A 14,993-nucleotide genomic window follows, 5' to 3' on the forward strand; every position below is an offset into this window, starting at 1 on the left:
GGAGGCCGAGCCGAATGCAGGTTGCACAAGACAGGCGCTACACAGAGGACCACGAGTGGACACTCCAGGAATCGGACGGAACGGTCCGCATCGGCATCAGCGACTTCGCTCAGGACGCTCTCGGCGACGTTGTGTATGTGGAACTCCCCGAAGTGGGAACCGTCTACGCCAAGGGTGACCCGTTCTGCGAGGTCGAGTCCACCAAATCGGTGTCGGATGTCTTCGCTCCGATTTCGGGTACCGTCGTGGCCGTCAACGAGGCACTCGCCGATCACCCCGAGCTGATCAACACGGATCCTTACGGCGAGGGCTGGATTGCTCTTCTGGAGCCAACAGATGCCGGAGAGACCGATGCTCTGCTGGATGCAGCCGCGTATGCGGAGTTGACGGCCCACACCTGACGTCTGCTCACAACCTTTCGAGCGCACCGAAGCTTCCAGCTCCACACGGGAGTCGGTTTTCTCCGAGACGCTGCCGGGTCGCTCTCGCAACATTGCACAGCGCGCCGTGATCGGCGGCTACGATACGAATGATGCACTGTCCCAGTTGTCATGCCGAGATTCCCAACGATGCGGCCCGGTGTCCGGTCTGTGGGATCTCTATCGAGCACGAGCCGACGATCACCTTCGTGCCCGAGATGGCCGCGCCCATCCCGGAAGCAGAGAAAGCGACTCTTTCCGGAGATCACATCCTCCTCGTCAAGCGCGGTCCCAGAGCAGGCATGGGATGGGTGCTCCAGGAGGGGACGACCACCGTCGGCCGCCATCCGGATTCGGACATCTTCCTCGATGACATCACGGTTTCTCGCCATCACTGTCGACTGATTCTCGACCGCTCCGACCTCACCGTCGAAGACTCGGGCTCGACCAATGGCACCTATGTCAACGGAGAGCGGGTCGACAGAGCAACGCTCAAGACGGGGGATGAGGTCATCGTCGGGAAGTTTCATCTCGTAGTGGCCAAAGGCAATGAGTGAAGGGGCCTCGATCGGTGAGGTGATCACCCTTCTCAAGGATGAGTTTCCGGACCTCACCGTCTCGAAGGTACGGTTTCTCGAAGGCCGAGGCCTGATCAATCCGAGACGCAGCGCCTCGGGCTACCGGTCCTTCTCCGACGAAGACGTGGCGCGTCTTCGCTACATCCTCCAGCAGCAGAGAGATCACTTCCTTCCTCTGAAAGTGATCAAGTCGAAGTTGACTATGTGGGAACGGGGCGAAGAGATGCCGGTTCCCGCGCCGGCCGGTCCACCGCCGGAGCAGCTCTTCCAATCTGCCAGCCAAGAAGTCGATCGCGATGAGCTTCGGCGAGTGACCGGACTGTCATCGCGCCAACTGGGTGACCTGATCGACCACCGGGTCGTGCGGCCGGAGGAAGGCAAGCCCGAGCGTTACTCGGCGGAAGAGGTAGCCATCGCCACCCAGGCCCAGAGGTTGCTCGCCTACGGTCTCGAGGCTCGTCACTTGCGCTCCGTGCGCATCTCCAGCGAGCGTGATGCCGAGCTGTTGGAGGCCCTCACGGCTGCACTACTGCGCGCCAAGAGCCCGGAGGCGAGACAGCGAGCCGCCGAAATGCTCGCGGGATGCGCAGATGCGATCGCGAGAATCCGAAGCGCTGCTCTCTCAGAGGAACTTCGCGCCCTCATGGCAGCGGACTAAGGGCCCGAGTCACAGATCATGCACCGAACAAGCTCCCATGTTCCTGGTTCTACACGCCGGCGAGCGGCTGCTCGGGCGTCGGTCGTCGACACCGCGCGGGCGCCCGCGCCGGCTCCGCGATTCTCGATGCGTCTCATCACACTCGTTCTCCTGTCCATCGCCCTCGTCGTCGCCTCCGTCCCACCGGCGGTCGCAGCCGTCCAAGATGTGCCACCTCTGCCGATCTATGGCGCCTTTGCGGGGGCTCCTCCAGACGTGACCGCCGAGGCGTGGATCCTCTATGACGACACGTTCGATCGTGTCCTTGCAGAACACAACGCAGACGAGCGGCGTGCGATGGCATCGACGACAAAAATCATGACCGCGCTCGTGGCTCTCGATCAGGGCAACCTCGATGACCCGATCCGGATCAGTGCTCGCGCCGCCGGGGTCGGAGAGGCAGAGGCCGATCTCGTCGAAGGGGAGGTGTGGACGCTCAGAGACCTCCTCACCGCGCTGCTGGTTCGATCGGCGAACGATGCCGCCATAGCAGTAGCCGAGGGTGTCGGCGGCAGCGTCGAAGACTTCGTTGTTCTGATGAACGACAAGGCTCATGATCTGGGACTCGAGAACACTCAGTTCGTAAATCCGCACGGGCTCGATGTGCCCGGGCATTTCACCAGTGCTCGTGACCTCCTGACGATGACGAGAGCTGCCATGAAGAATCCTCTCTTCGCAACCTTGGTCCATACACAGACGGCGCGACTTCCGGATGCACCCGACGGAACGCAGCGAATCGTTCACAACACCAATCAACTCCTGGACATCTACCCAGGCGCCATCGGCGTCAAGACCGGCTACACGGGCAATGCAGGACACGTCCTCGTCGCGGGTGCGGAGAACTCGGGTCGGCGGCTCTACGCGGTCGTCATGGGATCTACGGACAGCTTCGGAGACGCAACGGCGCTCCTCGATTACGGGCTCGCCGAATTCGGGGTGATCGAGGTGATCATGGAGGGAGTCACGTATGCCCAGCGGCGATCCTCCACCGAGTTGCAGGATATGACCGCCGACTCCACCGTCAAGGCCTTCGCCGCCAAGGAGGAGGCAATCACCCTCCGAACGGGCTTCGAAGGAGCGATCCCCGTGGTCACCGCCACCATTGACGACGAAACCGCCGGGAAGACAGCGCTCGTCGGCGCCGACCTTCAGCGTCTCCCAACGCTGAAGGATGCACTTGCATGGGCAGGACGCTACTGGTCGTGGTTGTGGGGCGATGGCTGAGACGGTCGTCGAGGTCATCAATGAGCAGGAGCTCGGGGAACGCATCGGAGTGCTCGGTGAACTCATCAGTGCCGATTACGCACACACCGTACCTGTCCTGGTCGGCGTTCTCGCAGGGTCGCTTCCTTTTCTCAGCGACTTGTCACGCGTGATCACCGGGGACTGTGAGATCGACTTTCTCTTGCTGAACCGCTTTGGCGAAGGAGGCCGAGCTCGCGTTGCAATGGACACGGAGATTTCGCTCGAACACCGCGACGTGCTCATCGTCGAAGACATCGTGGACACCGGGCTTTCCCTCACATTTCTACGACGGTTGCTCTCCACGAGAGACGTGGCGAGCTTGCGCACCGTTGCGTTGTTGGACAAGGCACCCCGCCGGATCGTCGATGTCCCCGTCGAGTATCGAGGGTTCGAGGTGGGAGACGAGTTCCTGCTCGGCTACGGCCTCGACTGGGAGGGACACTATCGCAATCTCCGCTCGATCTGGGCCGTACTGGACCTCGCGAGGTTTCAGGAAGAGCCGGGCCTGCTCGCGAAATACGCGTTTGGCCGGTGATAGGCTTGGGCTGTGAATGACGCTATCCCAGTGGAACTGATCGGAGTACGTCTCCAACTGCCGACCAACCAGCCGGTCGTGCTTCTGCGCGAGACCGCCGGCACCCGATTCTTGCCGATATGGATCGGGGCCGTCGAAGCGACAGCCATTGCTTACGCCGTAGAGGGCCTGGTCCCTCAGCGTCCACTGACACACGACCTCTTGAAGTTGGTCGCGGAGGCTCTTGGTGGAACGGTCGTAAGGATCGTGATCACCGAATTGCGTGATGCCGTGTTCTACGCCGACCTCGTCTTCGATCGAGACGGCGAAGAGGTGCACATCTCGGCTCGGCCTTCCGACGCCATCGCTCTGGCGGCGAGAACCAGCGCGCCGATCTTCGCTTCTGCAGAAGTCATCGACGATGCCGGGATCGAGATTCGCGACGAGGACGAGGAGTCCGAGATCGAGAAATTCCGGGAGTTTCTCGACGAAGTGACCCCTGAGGATTTTGTCCCGCACGAAGGGCCTCCCGGGGAATGACGAGTACCGCCAGGATCCGCATCGGGGCAGCGATCCTCATTGCGGTGGTCGTGCTGGGAACCCTCGGATTCATCATCCTGGAACATGCAGGTTTCCTCGAAGCCCTCTACATGGTCGTGATCACGATCTCAACCGTGGGATTCAGGGAAGTGGTACCGCTCTCGGTGACAGGACGTGTCCTCACCATGGCATTGATCATCGTGGGCGTCGGGACGTTGTTCTTCACCGCGGCTGCCGCCCTGGAAATGGCAGTCGAGAACATCTCGGAACGGAGGCGAGCACAGATGGAGTACAAAACCAGGCGTCTGACGGATCACACGATCATTTGCGGCTGGGGGCGGGTCGGCAGGGGAGTATGGGAGATCCTCCAGGAGCGCAAGCTCCCATGCGTGGTCATCGAGCGGGACCGATCGGTGGCCGATCGTGCCCGAGAGGCGGGCGCCCTGGTCGTTGAGGGTAACGCCACCTACGACGAGACTCTGGAACTCGCCGGCATCCAGAAGGCCAAGGCCCTCGTCGCCGCCGTGAATTCCGATTCCGACAACCTGGTCATCGTCCTATCGTCCAAAGCTCTCCAATCCGGTCTGATGGTGGTTGCCCGGGCCTCGGACATGGAAGCCGAGCACAAGTTGCTCCTTGCCGGAGCCGACCGGGCGGTCTCCCCCCAGAGCGTCGGGGCCCGGAGGTTGGCTTCCCTCGTGATCCAGCCCGAACTGGCGGACTTCATCGATCTCGTCGCGCGCAAAGGGCCCGTTGAGTATCGCGTCCAACGCGTCCCGATTCACGAGGGATCAAGAGTTGTCGGCAAGAGCCTCAAGGATGCCGCTATTCGCGAACGGTCCGGCGCGATGGTTCTGGCGGTGGAGCGTGCCGTAACCGGCGAACTCCATTTCAATCCCGACCCCGATCTCGTCCTCGCAGCCGGAGACGTCCTCATCGGTGTCGGCGTTCCCGGTCAGCTCGAACGTCTCGTAGATGCGTGTGGAAGGTAGGGCACCTTCCACTCCGTAAGGCTCGCATCGCTGCACTACCGCGATATGAAAACGACAACCCAATGCGGAGCACGATGGGGCAAGGTCCAGTCGAGTTATCCACAGAGGTTGTTGACAAGTCGCCTGTCTCGCCGGTAACTTGAGTATCCGAATTACGAGCGTGTAACCTGCTACCAAGGAGCGAGACCGTGGGCGAACAGGGATTCAGAGCACCGCAAGTATGCCGCCTCGTCGGTATCACGTACCGGCAACTCGACTATTGGGCGCGCACCGGCCTGCTGCAGCCGTCGCTGAAAACCGCTCGAGGCTCCGGATCACAACGCCTCTACGCATTCGGCGACGTCGTACAGCTCAAGGTGGTCAAGCGCCTCCTCGACGCAGGCATGAGCCTCAAGAAGATCCGCCAGGCGATCGGGATTCTCCGTGTCCAGCTGCAGTCTGCTCGTCCGCTGGTGGACGTCACATTGCTCTCGGATGGACAGACCATCTACGCGGCGCACAGCTCACAGGAAGTCGTCGACGTGTTCCGGCGCGGCCAGGGTGTGTTCGGCATCGCCGTCGGCCCCGTTCAGAAAGAGCTGGAAGGTGAGATCCATGCTCTGTGGGCCGAGGAAGAGGAAGCCGCTCAGGCCAAGGAGGTAGGCGTCTGAACGAAGACGCTACGTTCGAGAATGGGCGCGCCGATCAGGTGACGTTTGCCCACAACAGCGAACGCCAGTTCGCACGACTGCTCGACTTCTACGGGATCGACTGGGAGTATGAACCGCGCGCCTTTCCTATCTCGTGGGACGAGAACGGCACGGCAACGGGCTTCTTTGCCCCCGACTTCTACCTGCCGGCAGAAGACGTGTTCATCGAGATCACCACTATGAACCAGCGCCTCGTGACCCGAAAGAACCGGAAAGTCCGACGGCTGAGGGATTTGTACCCGGACGTGACCTGCAAGATCTTCTACCAGCGGGACTACCTGCACCTCCTCGTGAAGTACGGCCTGGACGAACCCGACCAGCTCGAAGGACTCGCAACACCGACACGAATCCCGGGCCCACCGGACGTGAACGTCGTCGAGGACGCTTCCGCCGGTTGATTCAGCGAGCATGAGGCCCCAGCGGCGATGTCTAAGCTGAGCAGCACAATGACGAGCCGGAAGGAGCCGCGCTGATGCCACGTTCCCCGCTGCATGCCGAACACGTCCGCCTCGGCGCCAGATTCGTCGATTTCGCAAGCTGGGAGATGCCCATTCAGTACGACAGTGTGCTGAGCGAGCACCAGGTCGTTCGAAAAGCGGCCGGCGTGTTCGACGTCTCCCACCTCGGCAGGTTCCTCGTCGAGGGAAACGGCAGCACGAACCTGCTCCGCAGCCTTCTCTGTAACGACATCATCAACGTCGATCCCGGTGCGGCGCAGTACACGATGTCTCTCAATGAAGCGGGCGGTGTACTCGACGACATCATCGTGTGGCGCTGGTCCGACGAGCGGTATTGGGTCATCCCCAACGGCGCGAATGATGACGGGATCCGGGCGAGGTTTCGTGCAGCGGCGCCCTCGAGCGTGACCATCGAGTCGATACGCGAGGACACCGTTCTCGTCGCTCTTCAAGGGCCCGACTCACCCCGCGTCTTCAAGGAGATCTTCGGCCTCGTCCCCGATCACTTCCGGGTCACCACAGGTGAATTCCGGGGCACGCCGGTACAGATCGCCGGCACCGGCTACACGGGGGAGCGCGGTGGTGAGATCGCGATCACCCGAGGCGCAGGTGTCGCCATGTTTCACGCATTGCTGAATGCCGGTGCCGCACCATGCGGGCTCGGAGCGCGCGACACCTTGAGGCTGGAGATGGGCTATCCCCTGTGGGGACAGGACCTCGACGAATCGACCACACCCCTGGAGGCAGGACTGCGCTGGGTCGTCAAGTGGGACCACGAATTCGTAGGCAAGGCCGCCCTCCAACGCCAGATGGAGCAGGGCCTGCCCAAACGCCAGGTTGCGTTTGTGATGGACGGTCGGCAGATCGCCCGACACGGATATCCGATGCGTGCGGGAGCTTCGTCCGGAACGGTCACCAGTGGCAACTTCAGCCCGGTGCTCGGGCGGGGGATAGGGCTCGGATACTTGAGCCCGCCCGCGGAGCCAGATGCGACTATCGAAGTCCAGATCCGCGGGAAGTGGGTCTCCGCCCACCGGGCAAAGTTGCCGTTCATCGGGAGGCGATAACCCATGGATTTCACTCCACACACGGAACAGGACATAGCGATGATGCTCGAGTGCCTCGGACTTCGGGACGTCGACGATCTCTTCGCTCATCTGCCGATCAGCGTGCTCGTCGATCGTTCTCCAAGGGTCGGGGAAGGCGTCTCCGAGGCGGAATTGCAGCACATGTTCGCCGCCTGGGCCCGGTCGAATCGCTCCGACCTCGTCTGTTTCGCCGGTGGCGGCTACTACGACCACTACGTGTCACCTACGGTGAAGGCACTCACGTCTCGTCCGGAGTTTGTCACCGCCTACACGCCATACCAGGCGGAAGTGTCCCAAGGCATGCTCCAGATCCTGTACGAATACCAGTCGATGGTGTGCGGTATCACGGAGATGGACATCACGAATGCCTCCATGTACGACGGTGCGACCGCCGCCGCGGAGGCCGTGAATGCGGCGATCTTGGCGACCCGGCGCTCTGCCGTCTGGGTTTCGTTGGGGGTGAGTCCGCGGATTCGCGAAACGATCCGCACCCTGGCGACGGCGAGAGACATCGAGATGGTCGAACATCCGCTTGTCGGTGGGAGAACCGTCTGGGCAACAGATGCCGGACCGGAACCCGCCGCCGTGCTGTGGGCCCAGCCCAACTACCTTGGCGTGGTTGAGGACTACGACGACGCCGTGGCCACGGCACGACAGCATGGCGCCCTTGCGGTCGTCTCCTATGACCCCATGACGCTCGGCGTACTCCGAAGCCCCGGATCCGCTGGGGTCGACATCGCCGTCGGCGAAGGTCAGGCGCTCGGCAGCTCACTGTCCTTCGGAGGACCCGGCCTCGGACTCTTCTCCATCACGACCAAGCACATGCGGCGCATGCCGGGTCGGATCATCGGACGGACCGTCGATCGTGACGGTGCAACCGCCTATGTGATGACATTGCGTGCCAGGGAACAGGATATTCGAAGAGCCAAGGCGTCCTCCAACATCTGTTCGAACGAGGCGCTCAACGCGGTCGCGGCCGCCGTGCAGCTCGGATGGCTCGGCCCAAATGGCTTGGCCGAGGTCGGAGAGCAATCGGCACAGAAAGCGCACTATCTGGCAGAACGTCTCGAGCAGATCCCCGGTGTCCAGCGCGCCAACGAGGCACCGTTCGTACGCGAGTTCGCCGTCCTTCTCCCCATGGAACCTGAGATCGTGATCGAGGCGATGATCGATCGCGGCTACCTGGCGGGAATCGCCCTTTCGAAGGACTATCCGGATCTTCCCGGTGGGTTACTCATCGCCGTCACCGAACGCAGGAGCAGAGAAGAACTCGACGGATACGCGGACGCCATGAAGGAGGTGCTCGCGAATGGCTGAACCCGCAGGACGCGCATCATCCTCGCCGCTCCTGGGCGGCGCCACCGAGCCGACACTCGCAGAATTCTCCAGTCCCGGAAGGAAGGCGTGGTCTCTCCCGCCCCTCGACGTACCGAAGTCGCCGCTGGATCTCGTGGAGGGACGCGATGGTCTCGTCGATCTCCCGGAGGTGTCCGAGCACGACCTGGTGATGCATGTCACCCGCCTGGCACACCGCAACTTCGCCGTCGACCTCGGTGCATACCCCCTCGGCTCCTGCACCATGAAGTACAACCCGAAGATCGCCGATTGGGTTGCCGATCTCCCAGAGTTTGGGACTCTGCATCCGGACACTCCGCCCTACGCAGCGCAAGGGACGATGGAGGTGCTGGTGGAAGCCGAGCGTATCCTCTGCGAGCTCACCGGCATGTTTCGTGCGACCTTCCAGCCTGCCGCCGGAGCCGCAGGAGAACTCACGGGCATGATGATCACTCGTGCGTACCACGCTGCCAACGGGAATCCGCGCAGTGTCATGCTGGTCCCTGACTCCGCACACGGTACGAACCCGGCGTCGGCCGCGCTGAGCGGCTACGAGGTCAAAGAAGTGCCATCGAATGAGCACGGAATGGTCGACCTCGACACACTCCGTGCAGTCCTGAACGACGAGGTTGCCGGCTTGATGCTGACCAACCCGAACACGCTCGGGCTGTTTGAAGTGGAGATCCTGGATATCGCCGATGCCGTGCATGAGGTGGGAGGCCTCCTCTACTACGACGGAGCCAACCTGAATGCGATCCTCGGAGTGTCCAGACCGGGTGACATGGGGTTCGACATCGTCCACTCCAATCTGCACAAGACCTTCGGGACTCCCCATGGGGGTGGTGGACCGGGATCCGGCCCCGTGGCGGTTTCGAGGGAACTTGCTCCTTTCCTGCCAGGACCGCTGCCGGTACGCGACGACGAAGGCCTCCTCCGATGGGGAATGCCTGCGCGCTCGATCGGCAGGGTGCATGGTCGGCACGGGAATTTCGGCGTGGTGCTGCGCGCCGTCGCCTACATGCGTGCGCTGGGAGGAGCAGGCCTCCGGCGAGTCGCAGAGCGGTCCGTGCTGAACGCCCGGTATCTCGCCTACCTCCTGAGCGACCGTTTCGAGATTCCGTACCCGGCGCCGTGTATGCACGAGTTCGTTGCCTCCGCCCATCGGATCAAAACCGAAACGGGCGTACACACCATGGACATCGTCAAGGCCCTCCTCGATGAGGGATTCCATGCTCCAACGATGTACTTCCCGCTGATCGTTCACGAGGCGCTCATGTTCGAGCCGACCGAGACGCAGTCGAGGGAGACTTTGGAGGCATTGGCTGCCGCGATGAACGCGATCGGCGAGAAGGCGTACACGGATCCCACAGCCGTCAAGGACGCTCCCATTCTGACGCCTGTCCATCGGCCCGACGACGCCCTTGCCGCCCGTCATCTGAATGTCAGCTGGTTCATGGAGGAGTAGGTCATGGAAGAGAGAACGGCGAGAGACGGAACGATGATCGCCATACGGCGATGGGCGGTACCAAGCCCGAAGGCGGCGATGCTCATCGTTCACGGACTTGGCGAACACAGCGGACGGTACGACCACGTTGCCCGGTTTTTCAACGGAAGGGGTATCGACGTAACCGCCTTCGACCTGCGAGGACATGGTCTGTCCGGTGGGCGACGAGGCTACGTCGGACGCTGGAGCGACTACCTGGACGATCTCGAAGACAGGCTGTTGGAGACGCAATCCATCGGAGCTCCCGTCGTGCTCTACGGACACTCGCTCGGAGGACTGATTGCCGCGTCGTATGTCACGTCGGATCGTCCGCAGCCGGACGCTCTCATAGCGAGCGCACCCGGCCTCGAAGACAACCTGAAACCGATACTGCATGTGCTCCCGAAGATCCTCGGTCCGTTACTGCCCACGCTCGCCGTGGCGACGGGGATCACCGCGGATCAACTGTCGCGAGACCCGGCAGTCGGAGAGGCCTACTTCGCCGATCCGCTGGTCCTGACAAAGGCCACGCTTCGACTCGCAGCGGAGGCACTGCAGGCCCAAGTTGCGACAATCGGTCAACTGGCGAAGATCTCGCTCCCGACGCTGACGATTCACGGATCCGAAGACTCACTCGTCCCTCCGTCGGCGAGTGCACTCTTGGAGCCCCACGCGAAGCGTATCCTGTACGAAGGGCTTCGCCATGAGTGCCACAACGAGCCCGAGCAGGCCAAGGTCCTGAACGACATCGCCACCTGGGTTGAGGAACAGGTTCAGGCGTAGGCACTCCGGATTCGCTCCTCCAGAATCCTGTGCTTGAGGGGAAGCGGAGCGAACGCCGCCATCATCGCGTTTTCGGTCACCTTCAACAGGTCGGAACGTTCGAATCCATGATGCTCCACGACAAAGCGGAACTCGCTGGACAGCGAGGTCCTGCTCATCAGCCGATTGTCGGTATTGAGTGTGATCGTGAAGCCCGCTCTGTGAAGCGCTCCCACCGGATGGGTACGTGCAGACCAGCCGCCTGTGTGCAGGTTGGAGGAAGGACACACTTCGAGAGGAACCCGAAAGTCGCGGACATACGCGGCAAGATCTCCAAGCTCGACGATGTCGGTGCCGTCGAGCGTGCAGTCATCGATGATGTGCACACCGTGGCCAACGCGATGTGCCCCGCAGCGTTGGAGGGCCGTCCAGATGCTGTGGGGACCGTCCACCTCTCCTGCATGGATGGTCAGGCCCATGTTGGCGCCCCGTACGATCCTGGTGGCGACCAAATGACGGTCGGCTGGAACGTCGAGTTCGGAACCCGCGAGATCGAAGCCGACCACGCCGAGATGTGAGTACGCCGATGCAAGCCGCGCCACGAGAGGAGAGTCGTCGCGCTCACGCATCGCATCCAGGATCAGGCCCACGAACATTCCGGTCTCCGCGGATCCCTGGTTGAGGCCGGCAAGCGCGGCTTCGACCACCTCCTCCGGACTGAGGCCTAGCTCTGTGTGGTTGGTCGGGGCAAACCGGAACTCTCCATACACCACTCCGTCCGATGCAGTATCCAGGACTGCCTCATAGGCCACGCGCTGCAGAGCTTCTGCAGTCTGCATGACACCGATCGTGTGCCGGAACGACTCGAGATATCTGGCCAGAGAACCAGATTCACCCTGGTAGAACCATGCCGCCAGATCCCGCTCATCGGTCTCCGGGAGGAACCCGTAGCCTTGCGCCTCTGCAAGATCGAGGATCGTCTCGATCCGGAGGCCACCGTCGAGATGGTCATGCAGCAAGACCTTCGGCAGCGTGTTCACGAGGATCTCATCAGAGCAGACTCCATCCACCAACGCCTCTCCAGGAACGGCTCTCCGTAGAGATGAACCTCCATTGTCTCACCCGGGCTGAACCCGAGATGCTCGACAAAGCCTTCTCCCGATTGGTTTCCGAGGATCAGATCCACGGTGACCGGAAAGGAAGGTGCCAGGGATCGAATCTTCTCGAGGAGCGCCGTTGCCGCACCGTGCCGGCGATACTCCGGGTGCGTGCACATCGCCGCCACGACGATTGTGCTTCCTTCGACATAGACGTCGGTGAACGCCGCGGGGCGGCCATCGATCTCGATCAGGAAGATCGGATGGTCCTCCCACCGTTGCTCCAACGCCGAAGGCGAATACGCGGCCGCGAGCCATCGTTCGATCGTGTCTGCATCCAGAAGATCTCGGTATGTCATACGCCACGACACATTCGCGATCTGCGCCACGGACGCCAGGTCCTGCTCGTCTGCCCTCCAGATCCTCACGACCTCCAAACTACTAGCTCCACAGGCAACGTTTGCGCCATCTCTCCGCCGGAATTCCGCTCCCGGTGTTCTCTTCCCGTGTCCTCACGGGCGACGCCCCCGACCGGCCATCGAAACCACGAACACTGTCTGCCAACACAGTCGTACCCGTGAACTTCCCGGTGTTGCCTGCTCTCATGCGACACAAGTCGGATCGTGCAAACATGAGGCCATGCTGAAGGCAGGGAAGCTTCTCGTCGCCACTCCAACGATTGTCGACCCCAACTTCGCTCGCACGGTCGTGTTGCTGTGCCAGTACGGAGATGAGGGGGCCGTCGGCCTGGTCCTCAATCGACCGTCTGACGTCGCCGTAGCCGATCACCTGCCGGAGTGGACCCACTTGGCGTCCGACCCCCTCGTGGGGTTCGGTGGACCCGTCGATACCGATGCGGCCATCGGTCTCGGAAGAGGGGTGGTGCAATCAGATCTGTGGACACCGATCTGCTGCGGCCTGGGATTGGTCGACCTCAGCCGCAGCTCGACGCAGATCGAAGGTCTCGAGGAGGTGCGGGTCTTCGCGGGCTATTCGGGATGGGGCCCCGGTCAGCTCGAGAGAGAGATTGCCGAGGCCGGCTGGTTCGTGGTCGACTTGGATGATCAGGATGTCTTCTCATCCGACGCCACCTTGCTCTGGTCGAAGGTGTTGAGACGACAGCACGGAGACCTCGCATTGTTCGCGGACTTTCCCACCGATCCGAGCATGAACTGAGCAGTTTGTCGGGTAGGCTCGCCCGGTGGCAACGACACGGCTTCGTCCATCCATCAGAGGTGTCTCTCCGAACCTCCTGGTGGAACAGGAGTATTGGAATTCGGGAGAAAGTGTCGTCGCGGGGATCGACGAGGTCGGTCGTGGAGCATGGGCGGGTCCGCTCACGATCGCAGTTGCCGTCCTCCCGAAACGGCGACGAATCTACAGGGTTCGTGATTCCAAACTCCTCAACGAGCACGAACGTGAGGCCCTGTTCGACCGGGTGGCGGAGTGGTGCGACGACTGGGCGGTCGGGCACGCGACTGCAGCCGAGTGCGATCGTCTCGGCATGTCCCAGGCGCAACGCCTGGCGGCTTCGAGAGCGATCGGTGCTCTGCATCGACAGCCTGACAGGGTGCTCGTCGACGGGCCGTGGGACTTTGTAGCCCGGGGAAACAGCCACACGATCGTTCACGGAGACCGAACCTCGCTTTCGATCGCGGCCGCGTCGATTCTCGCCAAGGTAACCCGCGACAGGCTCATGCGCTCCCTCTCCAGCGACCTCCCGTGGTATCGGCTAGAGCGAAACAAGGGCTACCCGAGCCCAGCTCATCGAGCGGCGCTACAGGTGTGGGGCCCTTCGACCCTCCACCGCACGTCATGGGGATTCATGGACAAACTGATGTGGCAACGGCGTCCGGCGATCCGATAGGTCGAAGCCGAAGACCTGATCTGCGGTCTCCATGGCTGCGGACGGCTGTTTACGGCGGGAGTGAACGCCCGCGCTGCTTCAGAGCAACTCTGCAGAATCGCCCCACGAGTCGAGGACGGGGGAGCGCATCAAGACGCTCACTGGACCGGAAACGAACCCTGCGTGTGTCTCAGACACGCGCGCCGGCTACAAACGGTCTCAACGGCTCTCATGGCCCAATCGCAGCCGCAGAGCGCAACAATCCACGCCTTCCCGACTCGACGAGGCACCCTCGGAAACCGCACTGGCCACGGGAACAGGCCGCCACCGACCACGCATCCGAGCGCGTTCGCCGGGAAGGTGCACCACGCCGTGATCAGGAGTTGATCCGGTGCGGTAAGCTCGAATCATGAGGGTGCGTCTACCTGCCGTCGCCGGTACCTTCTATCCGCAGGACCCCGTCCAGCTTCGCGGCATGATCGAAGGGTTCCTTGCCTCGGCGAAGGTCGACATCACCCGCCACCCGAAAGCGATCATTACTCCTCATGCCGGGTACATCTACTCGGGTCCTGTTGCCGCCATGGCATACGCGACCCTCAACCGGGACATCGTTCACAGAGTCGTCGTGATTGGACCGTCCCACTTCGTCTGGCTCGAAGGCCTGGCCCTCCCCGGTGTGGACAGTTTCCGAACTCCACTTGGGGACATCCCGCTGGTCGATCCTCTCCCGGTGCAGCTTCCCGTCATCCCTTCCGCACACGCCAGGGAGCACTCCATCGAGGTCCAGCTGCCCTTCCTCCAGGTCGTCCTCGACGAGTTCGACCTGATTCCACTGGTCGTTGGAGACGCTGAGCCGGCACTGGTCGCCGACACACTCGAAGCACTCCAGGGAGGACCGGAAACGTTGATTGTCGTCAGTTCCGATCTGTCCCACTATCTCGGTTATGAAGACGCCCGACGCGTGGATTCGATAACGGCATCCCGGATCGTAAAGGGGCAAGGGAATGCCCTCGCGCGACATTCCGCCTGTGGGCTTCGCGGGATTCAAGGTGTCTTGCAGTTCGCCGAACGGCACCAACTCTCCGTACGCCTTCTCGATCTTCGCAACTCGGGAGACACCGCCGGCGACAAGGATCAGGTCGTTGGCTACGGAGCGTTCGCGATCGGTTGACGACCTCAGCGGGAAGGACGCTGCGTGACGTTCGTACAGGGAGGGCAACAACAGACTCGTCGACCCCCATTAGGCTGCT

General features: G+C 62.2%; 18 protein-coding genes. 16 read left to right on the forward strand and 2 right to left on the reverse strand.

The features are described from left to right. The first annotated feature begins 14 nt into the window (after positions 1 to 14). The 13 genes from gcvH to GWP04_03870 all read left to right on the forward strand — a co-directional run bounded on the left by gcvH (position 15) and on the right by GWP04_03870 (position 10,821). The gene (gcvH, locus tag GWP04_03810) at positions 15 to 401 is read left to right on the forward strand and encodes a glycine cleavage system protein GcvH (protein NIA24674.1); all 387 of its coding nucleotides are present in this window, start codon (positions 15 to 17) and stop codon (positions 399 to 401) included. A gap of 236 nt (positions 402 to 637) precedes the next feature. After that, complete coding sequence (locus GWP04_03815; protein ID NIA24675.1) at positions 638 to 976, forward strand: FHA domain-containing protein; 339 nt, start codon at positions 638 to 640, stop codon at positions 974 to 976. After that, positions 969 to 1,655 (forward strand): MerR family transcriptional regulator, encoded by a 687-nt coding sequence (locus tag GWP04_03820; protein ID NIA24676.1) that lies wholly within the window; start codon positions 969 to 971, stop codon positions 1,653 to 1,655. The genes GWP04_03815 and GWP04_03820 overlap by 8 nt, the downstream gene beginning before the upstream one ends. A gap of 126 nt (positions 1,656 to 1,781) precedes the next feature. Continuing rightward, entirely contained in the window at positions 1,782 to 2,918 is a 1,137-nt protein-coding gene (locus tag GWP04_03825) for a D-alanyl-D-alanine carboxypeptidase (protein ID NIA24677.1), read from the forward strand. Then, on the forward strand, positions 2,911 to 3,474 hold the full coding sequence (locus GWP04_03830) for a hypoxanthine phosphoribosyltransferase (GenBank protein ID NIA24678.1): 564 nt from the start codon (positions 2,911 to 2,913) through the stop codon (positions 3,472 to 3,474). Before GWP04_03825 ends, GWP04_03830 begins: the two co-directional genes overlap by 8 nt. A gap of 12 nt (positions 3,475 to 3,486) precedes the next feature. Then, positions 3,487 to 3,993, forward strand: coding sequence for a bifunctional nuclease family protein (locus GWP04_03835; protein NIA24679.1), 507 nt, complete (start codon positions 3,487 to 3,489; stop codon positions 3,991 to 3,993). After that, positions 3,990 to 4,985, forward strand: a complete 996-nt coding sequence (locus tag GWP04_03840) for a potassium channel protein (GenBank protein NIA24680.1) — start codon at positions 3,990 to 3,992, stop codon at positions 4,983 to 4,985. Before GWP04_03835 ends, GWP04_03840 begins: the two co-directional genes overlap by 4 nt. Before the next feature lie 167 nt (positions 4,986 to 5,152). Continuing rightward, positions 5,153 to 5,635: a MerR family transcriptional regulator gene (locus tag GWP04_03845; protein ID NIA24681.1), complete on the forward strand. Its 483-nt coding sequence runs from the start codon at positions 5,153 to 5,155 to the stop codon at positions 5,633 to 5,635. Positions 5,636 to 5,673: 38 nt separating this feature from the next. Next, positions 5,674 to 6,072 carry a hypothetical protein gene (locus GWP04_03850; protein NIA24682.1) on the forward strand — a complete coding sequence of 133 codons (399 nt, stop codon included), beginning with the start codon at positions 5,674 to 5,676 and terminating at the stop codon, positions 6,070 to 6,072. A 74-nt stretch (positions 6,073 to 6,146) separates the two neighbouring features. Continuing rightward, positions 6,147 to 7,199: a glycine cleavage system aminomethyltransferase GcvT gene (gcvT, locus tag GWP04_03855; GenBank protein NIA24683.1), complete on the forward strand. Its 1,053-nt coding sequence runs from the start codon at positions 6,147 to 6,149 to the stop codon at positions 7,197 to 7,199. A 3-nt stretch (positions 7,200 to 7,202) separates the two neighbouring features. Continuing rightward, the gene (locus tag GWP04_03860) at positions 7,203 to 8,537 is read left to right on the forward strand and encodes an aminomethyl-transferring glycine dehydrogenase subunit GcvPA (GenBank protein ID NIA24684.1); all 1,335 of its coding nucleotides are present in this window, start codon (positions 7,203 to 7,205) and stop codon (positions 8,535 to 8,537) included. Further along, the gene (locus GWP04_03865; GenBank protein NIA24685.1) at positions 8,530 to 10,020 is read left to right on the forward strand and encodes an aminotransferase class V-fold PLP-dependent enzyme; all 1,491 of its coding nucleotides are present in this window, start codon (positions 8,530 to 8,532) and stop codon (positions 10,018 to 10,020) included. Before GWP04_03860 ends, GWP04_03865 begins: the two co-directional genes overlap by 8 nt. Before the next feature lie 3 nt (positions 10,021 to 10,023). Beyond that, positions 10,024 to 10,821: an alpha/beta fold hydrolase gene (locus GWP04_03870; protein NIA24686.1), complete on the forward strand. Its 798-nt coding sequence runs from the start codon at positions 10,024 to 10,026 to the stop codon at positions 10,819 to 10,821. Here the strand turns inward: GWP04_03870 and GWP04_03875 are convergent. Next, positions 10,812 to 11,846, reverse strand: coding sequence for an adenosine deaminase (locus GWP04_03875; protein ID NIA24687.1), 1,035 nt, complete (start codon positions 11,844 to 11,846; stop codon positions 10,812 to 10,814). The two genes, GWP04_03870 and GWP04_03875, sit on opposite strands and share 10 nt — an antisense overlap. Continuing rightward, positions 11,837 to 12,325: a GNAT family N-acetyltransferase gene (locus tag GWP04_03880; GenBank protein ID NIA24688.1), complete on the reverse strand. Its 489-nt coding sequence runs from the start codon at positions 12,323 to 12,325 to the stop codon at positions 11,837 to 11,839. Before GWP04_03880 ends, GWP04_03875 begins: the two co-directional genes overlap by 10 nt. Positions 12,326 to 12,536: 211 nt before the next feature. Between GWP04_03880 and GWP04_03885 the strand changes: the two genes are divergently transcribed. The 3 genes from GWP04_03885 (at position 12,537) to amrB (ending at position 14,914) form a co-directional block, all read left to right on the forward strand. After that, the gene (locus GWP04_03885; protein ID NIA24689.1) at positions 12,537 to 13,073 is read left to right on the forward strand and encodes a hypothetical protein; all 537 of its coding nucleotides are present in this window, start codon (positions 12,537 to 12,539) and stop codon (positions 13,071 to 13,073) included. Between the two features lie 25 nt (positions 13,074 to 13,098). Next, positions 13,099 to 13,764, forward strand: a complete 666-nt coding sequence (locus tag GWP04_03890) for a ribonuclease HII (protein NIA24690.1) — start codon at positions 13,099 to 13,101, stop codon at positions 13,762 to 13,764. A gap of 385 nt (positions 13,765 to 14,149) precedes the next feature. After that, a complete protein-coding gene (gene amrB, locus GWP04_03895) occupies positions 14,150 to 14,914 on the forward strand; it encodes an AmmeMemoRadiSam system protein B (GenBank protein ID NIA24691.1) in 765 nt (254 codons plus the stop codon). The last annotated feature ends 79 nt before the right edge of the window (positions 14,915 to 14,993 follow it).

This window comes from Gammaproteobacteria bacterium (assembly GCA_011682695.1).
In the GTDB taxonomy this organism is placed as follows: domain Bacteria; phylum Actinomycetota; class Acidimicrobiia; order Spongiisociales; family UBA4744; genus BMS3Bbin01.

What these genes read in the sequence shown, in the direction of transcription:
- gcvH (NIA24674.1), top strand. Translation starts at nt 15, where the DNA reads ATGCAGGTTGCACAAGACAGGCGCTACACAGAGGACCACGAGTGGACA.
- GWP04_03815 (NIA24675.1), top strand. Translation starts at nt 638, where the DNA reads ATGGCCGCGCCCATCCCGGAAGCAGAGAAAGCGACTCTTTCCGGAGAT.
- GWP04_03820 (NIA24676.1), top strand. Translation starts at nt 969, where the DNA reads ATGAGTGAAGGGGCCTCGATCGGTGAGGTGATCACCCTTCTCAAGGAT.
- GWP04_03825 (NIA24677.1), top strand. Translation starts at nt 1,782, where the DNA reads ATGCGTCTCATCACACTCGTTCTCCTGTCCATCGCCCTCGTCGTCGCC.
- GWP04_03830 (NIA24678.1), top strand. Translation starts at nt 2,911, where the DNA reads ATGGCTGAGACGGTCGTCGAGGTCATCAATGAGCAGGAGCTCGGGGAA.
- GWP04_03840 (NIA24680.1), top strand. Translation starts at nt 3,990, where the DNA reads ATGACGAGTACCGCCAGGATCCGCATCGGGGCAGCGATCCTCATTGCG.
- gcvT (NIA24683.1), top strand. Translation starts at nt 6,147, where the DNA reads ATGCCACGTTCCCCGCTGCATGCCGAACACGTCCGCCTCGGCGCCAGA.
- GWP04_03860 (NIA24684.1), top strand. Translation starts at nt 7,203, where the DNA reads ATGGATTTCACTCCACACACGGAACAGGACATAGCGATGATGCTCGAG.
- GWP04_03865 (NIA24685.1), top strand. Translation starts at nt 8,530, where the DNA reads ATGGCTGAACCCGCAGGACGCGCATCATCCTCGCCGCTCCTGGGCGGC.
- GWP04_03870 (NIA24686.1), top strand. Translation starts at nt 10,024, where the DNA reads ATGGAAGAGAGAACGGCGAGAGACGGAACGATGATCGCCATACGGCGA.
- GWP04_03885 (NIA24689.1), top strand. Translation starts at nt 12,537, where the DNA reads ATGCTGAAGGCAGGGAAGCTTCTCGTCGCCACTCCAACGATTGTCGAC.